Raw genomic sequence first — 10,257 nt, 5'->3', positions numbered from 1 at the left:
AACAATTTCTGGTTACCTCGTTTGAAGCAACTTTATAACTGTATCATTTCGTTAATTCCTTGTCAACATTTATTTAAAATGTTTTTTCAACATCACCATGTTGTTAACTCGTGATTAACGACTGCTTTAATATAATAACACCCTGGGTATAGAACGTCAACAACAAATTTACACTTTTTCTTTTCCTTTTATAGTTGATTAAGAGAAGCCGACCATGTGGCCGGCTTTTCTATTTATTTTGTAATCTTAACAATTCCTTCTTGTTTTAAGTCCACAAGTCCTGATTTTTCAATGACCACCTTTTCGCCTTCAGCTAAATTAGTGAAGACAATTGGCGTAATGGCTGAGGTTGCATTTGCTTTTACATAATCTAAATCTACTTTTAGTAACGGTTGTCCTTTTTCAATGCGGTCATTTTCGGACACTAAAGTTTCAAAGCCTTGTCCTTTTAAGTAAACCGTATCGATACCAACGTGAATTAAAATTTCACGGCCGTTATCGGATAAGATACCAATCGCATGTTTCGTCGGGAATAGGTTGACAATTTTTCCGTCGACAGGTGATACCACCATACCTTCTGCCGGTACAATTGCAAAGCCATCTCCCATCATTTTTCCTGCAAAAATCTGATCAGGTACTTCTGTAATTGGTTTGATTTCGCCTTTTAACGGTGCGACGAACACATCATCGGTCTTACGTCCTGATTGCAATGCTTCTGGGAGTGCTTCTTCAATTTGTTGTTCTATCCCTTCTTCCAATGCTTTTTCGATTACACGAGGTCTTTTTCCTACCATTATATTTATCATTTGGCTCTTAATTATTTCAGAACGCGGTCCGAAGATTGCTTGAATATTGTTTCCTACTTCTTGGACACCTGATGCCCCTAACTTCTTCAACTCTTCCTTATCCACATTCTTCACATCATTTACTGAAACACGAAGACGGGTAATACAAGCATCAAGATGGGCAATGTTTTCCTGCCCTCCCATGGCATTAAGGATATTATAGGGTAAGTCCTCAACCTTTCCTTTATTGCTTATTTCATCCTCTTCTACCTCTTCACGGCCTGGAGTCAATAAATTAAATCTAGTGATGGCGAATCGGAAGACTGCATAGTAAATAACAGCGAAACAAAGTCCTAATAAGATCGCAATCCACCATTTCTCTCTTCCAGGTAAAATGCCAAATAAGAAAAAGTCGATGGCACCGCCTGAGAAGGTATAACCTAAATGAACATTTAGGACCGCCATCAATACAAATGAGAGTCCGTCCAAAACGGCATGAAGAACGAATAGTAACGGCGAAACAAACATAAATGAAAATTCAAGTGGCTCTGTGATCCCTGTTAAGAATGATGTTAATGCACCTGATGCTAGCAAACCAGCAACCTGCTTTTTCTTATCTGGTCGAGCTGTGTGATACATAGCTAAGGCTGCGGCTGGTAAGCCAAACATCATAATGGGGAACTCTCCCCCCATAAAGTTTCCAGCTGTAATTTTTACATTATCCTTTAATTGAGCGAAGAAGATGGTCATATCTCCACGAACAATATGGCCCGCTGCATCCTTATAAGAACCAAATTCATACCAAAATGGAGCATGGAAAATATGGTGTAAACCGAACGGAATTAGTAATCGCTTAATAAATCCAAAGAAGAAGACAGCAATATACGTTCCCTCGCCCATAAGCCAAACGGATGCAATATTCATAGTATGTTGAATCGGCGGCCAAATAACTAATAACAATAAACCAGCAATTAGCGATAAGCCTGCTGTTGCTATCGGAACAAAGCGTTTGCCTGCAAAGAAGCCAAGAAATGAAGGCATTTCAATATCATGGTAGCGATGATAACAAAATGCTGCAATCAGACCGACGATAATACCGCCAAATACACCCGTTTGTAAGGTAGGAATACCCAAAACACTGGCATAGCTCGGATTCTCAGCGAGCATTCTTGCTGTTACACCTAACCATGAACTCATAACCTGATTTAACACTAAGTATCCAACGATGGCGGCAAGCGCTGCGGCGCCATCACTCGCTAAACCAATCGCCACACCCGCGGCAAAGATGAGTGCCAAATTACCAAAAATAATTCCGCCTGCATCTTCCATGACACTTGCCACTAATTGTATCCAATGGACATCTAAAAATGGCAGATAGTGTAGCATTGTTTCTTGTTGCAAAGAATTTCCTATACCCAACAATAAACCCGCGGCCGGCAAAAGGGCTACCGGCAGCATTAATGCTTTACCGATCTTTTGTAAGACCCCAAAAACTCTTTTAAACATTTAAATTACCTCCTGAAACGATTACGCCCTAAAACGTTTACATTTCCCGATAAAATGAACAATAAAAAGGGCATGAGCAAAAGATCCATTGAATGAAGGTATAGGAATAGAGTACCCCTAAAACTTCATTTCAAGTCCTTTTCACTCATGCCTGATCGAATCAGTAACACGTAAAAATAATCGCTATTTGAATTTGCTTTGAAGCCTCTGTAAATGCATGGTCAGATACACTGCTTCTGCATCAAAGACCTTCATTTTTAATGATTGCTGCATCACTTTAATGATTTTCCACGAAAGATTATAGCACACCGGATATTCCTCTTTCAATAAGGAAGCAATTTTCTCCGGTTCTGCTGCCCTTTCACCCTTTTCTACACGTTCAATAGCAAAGCGCAGATGGCGAACGAGTCTCATATAATCGATGCTTTCTCTATCGATTTCAAAGTTAAACTGCTTCTCTACCATTTCAACTAGTCTGCTGACAAGCTGCGAATGTTGATTTACCACTGATAGATCTTTATTCGTAATCGCACTATGGATGTGCAGAGCTATAAATCCAACCTCTCCAACCGGCAGGCTTATTCCCGTCTTGTCATTAATATACCGAACGACTTCCGCCGCTACTTCATACTCTCGGCGGTATAGTGTTTTTGTCTCAATTAGAAAGGGATTCCTCATTTCCATTCCTTGCGTGGCCCTTGTCAGAGCAAACATTAAATGATCTGTCAGCGCCACATGAATATGTTCATTTAACACAGAATTTGTCCGCTCTTTAATGAGGTCAATGGCAGAAATAATGATTTCTAAATAATCGTTATCAATAAACGGAAGCAGCTTAATGTAATTTTGTTGCTCTTTTTCGTTTTTCAACACAAAAAGCTTTTCCACTGCATCCGTCTCGATATAGTCTCCTCGTTTCCGGTTGAAGCCAATCCCTTTACCAATTACAACAACTTCTTCATAGGAAGGGTGTTTAGCGATTAATACATTGTTATTTAAGACTTTATCAATTAGTAAGTTTGCCAAACCATTTCCCCATTCCTACCTGCTTTATATTATAATTTCATGTTATAAGAGGTACTAAGGGAAGTCAACGATATAAATCGACAGATTTTTGAAGAAACACCACGAACATTATTCAAATTTAATGCCGCGTAAGCCAATGAAAAAGAATAAGGCAGAAAACCCAACCAACGCTAGTGTGTCCTTCACAAGAGTGGCGGAATGAAGACTCCCACTGATGATTTCTTTAAAACCTGACATCGCCCAGCTTTGTGGGACACCCAGTGCAATTTTCTGCATGATATCCGGGACAACATCTATTGGCCAATAGACACCGCCGAGCATACAAGTGCTGACGATTAAAACTGCACTGATTGCCGAGGCCTGTTGTTTTGTTTTGACCAGTCCGGCAATCATCAGACCGAAGCCAACCACACTTAAAATCACAAGCGAGACAAATGGAATCAAATAGGTTAATTTTCCCCATGTTGTTGCGAACATCAAGTTCATCGTGGTCATCAGCACTGCAAACTGAATCCACCCCATGAAAAAGTACGCTAAGAGGTAACCGAGGATAATTTGCAGTTTGCTGGCAGGTGAAACCATCAGTCTCCCCCAAGTACCGCCCATTCGTTCTTCAAGTATTGCCGATGCTGCTCCGGACAGACCAAACATCATAAACATAATCGCAAAACCAACAAACAATAAACTTGCTTCCACATTAGTTTTCGTTTCCTTTTGGATCGTCTGTTTTTCGACTGTCACACCCTTATTATTGGCGATTGTCTCGAGCACTTTAGGAAAAGCATCCGCTTCCAGTTTTGATGTCGCCTGATAAGAGCGAAGAACAAGTCCCGCCGTTCCCTCTAAATGGGCAGACAAAGCAAGATACGTTTCACTTTTTCGCTGGACGATAATGTCCAGCAATGGCTCACTTGCTAAAATTCTTTCCCCGATATCATCCGGAATCACCACAGCGGCCGCCACATCCTGTGCAGCTACATTTTTTTCAGCCTGTTGTCTCGTTGCCTTTTTCCATTCATAATGGTGTTCCTTCGTTAATAAGTTAAGAATTTGCCCACTGATTTCAGTATCATTAAGAACCACATTAACAACAGGTTTATTCTGTTCCGAATTCATGGTCATTCCGCCGAAAATCCCACTAAATAGGACAGGCATGACAAACATGAGCACCAGTACGCCAGGTGATTTAAAAAACTCCTTCAACTGAAGCGTTAGAATCGTCCAGATTTTACGCATATTTACCTCTCCTTTCCAATGAAAGGCGCATTAAGCCAATCGCGAAAAAGAATAAGCCTAAACCAACCGATGCGCCGATGGACGGCAGAATTTTTGAAAATGCTGCCCCGGACATCAAATCTAAATACGTTTGCAAGGCAAGTCCATTCGGGAAAAACTTTGTAACGTAAATGGCCCAATCAGGAAAAACATACAATGGGACCATACTGCCGCCTAAGGCGGCCATAATCTGGGTACCAAACATTCCGGCAACACTAAATGATTTCTCCGTCTTAATAAATGAGCCAGCTAATACCCCCAGTCCGCTGGCATTTACGACAAACGCAAACGTCATCACGATAATACCGGAAACGGATGGACCCCAATCAACCCCAAATAGAAGGTTTGTTCCAACAATAATGATGAAGGCTTGGGTCAAACAGATTACCATTAATCCAAGCATTTTCCCAAGAAGATAATTCGCGTAGGTTAAATTTGTAAGCAGCAACCGATTAAATACATCTTGTTCTTTTTCGAGGATCATGGTGGAGACACCTTGAACGACTGTCATCAAAAGAAACATCACACCCATTGCAGCAGCGTAATATTGAAACGAACTGACCGGCTTCGTTTTCGCATCGATGGTGGTTTCGTTTATCAGCGGCTTCTTTCCATAGCTTTCTATGTCAATTCCACCTGGATTTCCCGCCTGAACAGGCTGGGACATTTGTGAAACGAACGCTTCAATCGGAACCGAACGGGAAAACTGCTCAATCACGTTTTGAACGATGGTTGCCTTTATAACGGTGTCAGGCACCGTTATAAGTTGTACCTTCGTTCCCTTTCCTGACATTAATGATTGGCTGAAATCTTTGTCGATCACAATACCAATTTCAAGCTCGTGGTCTTGTATCTTTTTATTTAGTTCATTTTCCTGATAATACTTCACTGCGATTTGTTTAGATAAATTTTTCGAAAACACTTCTTCAGTTAACACTTTACTCAGCTGACCTTGGTCTAAATTAACGACCCCGAGTGTAAACTTTTTAATCGAAACCTCTTCGTCTTCCTTCATCATATTCCCAAATGCCGAACCTAAGATGGCAATTAACAGCAGCGGCATCATGATCAGGGTCAAAAAGGCCTTTTTATCCCGAGCGACAAGGATCAAATCCTTCAACGCCAGCCACAAAAATTTCATCACATCCGCCCCCCTAATCACGCAATTTCCGGCCGGTTAAATGTAAAAAGACACTTTCAAGATTGGGCTCCACAATATCCACAGATGTAATTTTCGTGCCACTTTTTGCTACTGACTGAATAAAATCAGTTAAAATCAGCTGCGGTTCTTTATGAAAGACCATCACTTGATGATCTTGGATTTGAATATCTTTTTCTGAAAAAAGACTTGTTAATGACTGAGCAAGTCCGTCCAGATTCGAACTATCTTTATCAATCGATAAGATGATTTTTGAATGATCACCAATGGTCTCCCGTAATTCACTTAAGGTGCCCGAGGCGATTAACTGACCATGGTCGACAATCCCAATCCGTTCACAAAGGTACTCGACTTCCTCCATATAATGACTCGTATAAATAATGGTCATTCCTTCGCCGTTTAGACGTTTGACAGTTTCTAAGATGTGATTTCTTGATTGCGGGTCAATGCCGACGGTCGGCTCATCCATGATTAATAATTCCGGTTTATGTAAAATTGCTGCACCGATGTTGACACGTCGTTTCATTCCGCCGGAAAAAGTCTCTACCTTATCTTTCGCCCGTTCGGTTAATCCAATGATTTCAAGGACTTGATCAACACTTTTTTCAAGTTCACTGCCGGATAAATCGTACATCCTCCCCCAAAACTTTAAATTCTCCCGCGCTGACATGGATTGATACAGCGCAATCTCTTGAGGCACGACGCCAATCCATTTTTGTGCCTGCTTCGGGTTTTTGATGACATTGATGTCTTTAATCTGAATTTCACCCGAAGTGGGCGGAAACAACCCGGTTATCATATTAATCGTTGTTGACTTACCTGCTCCGTTTGGCCCGAGCAGGCCGTATGATTCCCCTTTTTCCACTGAAAAGTTTACACCCTTCACTGCCTCCATATTTCCAAAGCTTTTTCGCAAATCTTGAACGGTTAGCATGTTCATCGGCAACCACTCCTTATTTCAATCATTACCATCCACTCCCCATCATACCGAAGGGCTATGGCGAAATTTGTAAATCGGCGTCGATTATAAAAAATAAAACAGGGAACTGCAGCAGCCGCAGTTCCCTTTCACACACTATTTTAAGAAGATAAAATATAATACAAAGATTACAAAGAATAAGTACATAATTGGATGAATTTCTTTTGTTCGGCCTTTGACAATCATCGTAATCGGGTAGAAGATAAAGCCTATTGCAATCCCTGTCGCAATACTATAGGTTAGCGGCATGGCAATCATCGTTAGGAATGCCGGAACGGCAATTTCAAACCGTTTCCAGTCAATTTTTCCTAGAGAAGAGACCATCAACACCCCAACAATCACTAACGCTGGCGCTGTCACAGGTGCGGTGACGACTGATAATAACGGAAAGAAAAAGAGTGATAAGATAAATAGCCCCGCTGTAACTAATGAAGCAAATCCTGTTCTCGCACCAGCAGCAACCCCCGCTGATGACTCGATGAAAGAGGTGGTTGTTGATGTCCCAAGAACGGCACCAACACTAGTTGCAACTGAATCAGAAATTAATGCTCTTCCTGCGCGGGGAAGCTTATTGTCTTTCATTAATCCCGCTTGACTGGCAACGGCAACAAGCGTACCGGCATTATCAAAGAAATCAACAAACAAGAACGTCAGGATAATTCCCAGCATCGCTGTCGTATAAAACGAGCTGTCTCCAAACGAGGAAAACGCAGCTCCAAAGGTTGGCGCTATACTCGGAACCTGGCCAACAACTTGATGTGGTACTTTAATTTCTCCAAAAATCATTCCAGCAATAACCGTTAAGATCATCCCATAAAATACAGCACCTTTAATTCCCCGTGTCATCATAATCACAGAAACAACGATACCGAAAATGGCCAGCAACGCAGGGCCTGAAGTTAAATCACCTAAGCCAACAAGCGTGGCATCATTTTTGACAATAATATGGGCACTTTGCAAGCCAACAAAGGTAATAAATAAGCCAATTCCAGCTCCAACCGCATACTTTAATTCGATGGGAATGGCATTGATAATTTTTTCACGAAGTCCTGTTAATGTTAGCAAGAAGAAAAACACTCCGGAAATCAACACGGCACCAAGTGCATGCTGCCACGGAATACCACTACCTAGGACAACAGTAAAGGCAAAAAAGGCGTTTAATCCCATTCCCGGTGCCAATGCCATTGGATATTTACCGATCAGTCCCATGATAATCGAACCAATCGCCGCGGCTAGGGCGGTTGCGACAAATACCGCACCATAGTCCATTCTTAATGCGTCAGGGAAATCCTCAATTGCCGCAAGTGATAGCGTAATTGGATTTACCACTAATATATAAGCCATGGCAAGGAATGTTGTAAATCCGCCGATGATTTCCCTGCGATAATTCGTCCCATATTTCTCAAACTCAAAATATTTCTTCATGTCTCTTCCTCCTATGAATCTATCTTTCTTACACAAAATACGCTCCGGTAGATTCTACCGGAGCGTGACTTTAGGCATGTGCAATAAATAGAGGGAAAGACATCCGCCTCTTTATTCAAAACACTGCCTCGTAGTCAAGCCATTTACGGTGGCTCGGTAGAAACTTTTGGGCCATATTCCCAACATTATACGATGCAATTATATGATTTCTTTGATTACATTTTTTATTTTAGCAGGAAAAACCCAACTTGTAAACAAAAAATACGAACGATATTATAGAAAATAATAACATCGTTCGTGTTTTACTGTTATTCCCACTCTATCGTCGCTGGCGGCTTTGAGGTGATATCATAAACAACCCGATTAACATGTGCGACTTCATTCACAATCCGAGTCGAAATGGTCTCAAGCACATCCCACGGGATTCGTGCCCAATCGGAGGTCATCCCGTCAATCGAAGTAACCGCGCGGATACCAATTGTGTAATCATAGGTTCGTGCATCTCCCATGACACCGACACTGCGAATGTCGGGAAGCACCGTGAAGTATTGCCAGATTTCGCGGTCAAGCCCTGCTTTCTTAATTTCTTCCCGTAAGATCCAATCCGATTCGCGAACAATCTCAAGCTTATCCTCAGATATAGCGCCAAGCACACGAATGCCTAAACCCGGTCCTGGAAACGGCTGTCTCCATACAATGTCATCCGAAATCCCCAGTTCTGCTCCAAGGGCGCGGACTTCATCTTTAAACAAGGTGTTTAATGGTTCAATTAATTTAAACTGCATATCTTCCGGCAGCCCGCCGACATTGTGGTGCGACTTAATTGTTTGCGCCGTTGCTGTGCCGCTTTCAATAATATCGGTGTAAAGCGTTCCTTGAGCTAAAAACTCGATGCCTTCTAATTTTGTTGCTTCATCATCAAACACATAAATAAATTCATTGCCGATTATTTTCCGCTTCTTCTCTGGGTCAGATACGCCCTCCAGCTTCGATAAGAACCGCTCTTTTGCATCCACTTTAATGACATTCATATGGAAACCTTCTGTGAAAGTCTTCATTACACCTTCTGCTTCATTTTTGCGGAGCAGGCCATGATCAACAAAAATACAAGTTAATTGGTCGCCAATTGCTTTATGGATCAACACCGCAACAACAGAGGAGTCCACTCCGCCGCTCAAGGCACAAAGAACCTTTTTATCGCCAACTGTCTCACGAATCTTCGCAATCTCTATTTCAATGAAGTTTTCCATTGACCAATTGCCGCTGCATGTGCAGACATTAAAGACAAAATTCTTCAGAAGCTCATTTCCATAAACGGAGTGGAGCACTTCAGGGTGAAACTGTACCGCGTAAAGCTTTCGCTCTTCATTACTCATTGCCGCAATCGGGCAGGATGGGTTGGTGCCGTCGACCGTAAACCCTTCCGGTGCTTCAACAACAAGGTCACCATGGCTCATCCACACGGTCTGCTCATTTGGCTGACCGTTAAATAAAGCAGACTGATGTTGTATCGTCATTGTCGCTTTTCCGTATTCACTATGTTTTGCTTTTTCAACCTTTCCATTGAAATGGACGGTCATCAGCTGCATTCCATAGCAAATCCCTAGGATTGGCAGACCCATTTCAAAAATGGCCTCATCACAGCGGAACGCATTTTCGTCATAAACACTGTTTGGCCCACCGGAAAAAATAATCCCCTTTGGGTTCAACTTGCGGATTTCCTCTGCCGTAATCGTATGTGGATGCAGCTCACTATAGACACCGAACTCGCGGATGCGCCGTGTAATCAACTGATTATATTGGCTTCCAAAGTCTAAAACAACAATTATATCTTGCTTATCCGTCAAAACAGCCACCTCAATTTTTAAAGTTATTATTAGCTTTTACTAAAATGGAAATAAAAAAACTAGAATTCTCCCCTCCACAAATATTAGGAAGGCAGAATTCTAGTTTTCTCACAAAAAAATACAGACAGAAATCCTGCCTTCATAGTCAGGTCATTACAGTGGCGACCCGGTAGAGACTCTCGAACCCTATTTTCGAGGATATATGAAGGAAACGTACTCATTCAATTAATAAGACATATTGTAACAATAGGTTGT

Annotated in this window: 7 protein-coding genes and 2 riboswitches; all 7 genes read right to left on the bottom strand. The window is 41.7% G+C overall.

What is annotated here, in order from left to right; genetic code table 11:
* Positions 1-233 precede the first annotated feature (233 nt).
* Complete coding sequence (ptsG, locus tag BANVL01_RS19935; RefSeq protein ID WP_066095453.1) at positions 234-2,291, bottom strand: glucose-specific PTS transporter subunit IIBC; 2,058 nt, start codon at positions 2,289-2,291, stop codon at positions 234-236.
* 183 nt (positions 2,292-2,474) lie between these two features.
* Complete coding sequence (gene glcT, locus BANVL01_RS19930) at positions 2,475-3,317, bottom strand: glucose PTS transporter transcription antiterminator GlcT (RefSeq protein ID WP_066095450.1); 843 nt, start codon at positions 3,315-3,317, stop codon at positions 2,475-2,477.
* A 108-nt stretch (positions 3,318-3,425) separates the two neighbouring features.
* On the bottom strand, positions 3,426-4,553 hold the full coding sequence (locus BANVL01_RS19925) for an ABC transporter permease (protein WP_066095447.1): 1,128 nt from the start codon (positions 4,551-4,553) through the stop codon (positions 3,426-3,428).
* Positions 4,546-5,733: an ABC transporter permease gene (locus BANVL01_RS19920; protein ID WP_066095444.1), complete on the bottom strand. Its 1,188-nt coding sequence runs from the start codon at positions 5,731-5,733 to the stop codon at positions 4,546-4,548. Before BANVL01_RS19920 ends, BANVL01_RS19925 begins: the two co-directional genes overlap by 8 nt.
* A gap of 13 nt (positions 5,734-5,746) precedes the next feature.
* Positions 5,747-6,685, bottom strand: a complete 939-nt coding sequence (locus BANVL01_RS19915) for an ABC transporter ATP-binding protein (RefSeq protein ID WP_066097201.1) — start codon at positions 6,683-6,685, stop codon at positions 5,747-5,749.
* 141 nt (positions 6,686-6,826) lie between these two features.
* Entirely contained in the window at positions 6,827-8,155 is a 1,329-nt protein-coding gene (locus BANVL01_RS19910; RefSeq protein ID WP_066095441.1) for an NCS2 family permease, read from the bottom strand.
* 111 nt (positions 8,156-8,266) lie between these two features.
* Positions 8,267-8,368: riboswitch (purine riboswitch) on the bottom strand.
* 95 nt (positions 8,369-8,463) lie between these two features.
* Complete coding sequence (gene guaA / locus BANVL01_RS19905; protein WP_169803205.1) at positions 8,464-10,002, bottom strand: glutamine-hydrolyzing GMP synthase; 1,539 nt, start codon at positions 10,000-10,002, stop codon at positions 8,464-8,466.
* Positions 10,003-10,124: 122 nt separating this feature from the next.
* Positions 10,125-10,228: riboswitch (purine riboswitch) on the bottom strand.
* Positions 10,229-10,257: the final 29 nt, after the last annotated feature.

The sequence above is a fragment of the Neobacillus novalis NBRC 102450 genome, assembly GCF_001591805.1.
Classification (GTDB): Bacteria; Bacillota; Bacilli; order Bacillales; family Cytobacillaceae; genus Neobacillus; species Neobacillus novalis.
Note: the sequence above shows the minus strand (reverse complement) of the source record. Positions and strands in the feature narration are given on the sequence as shown.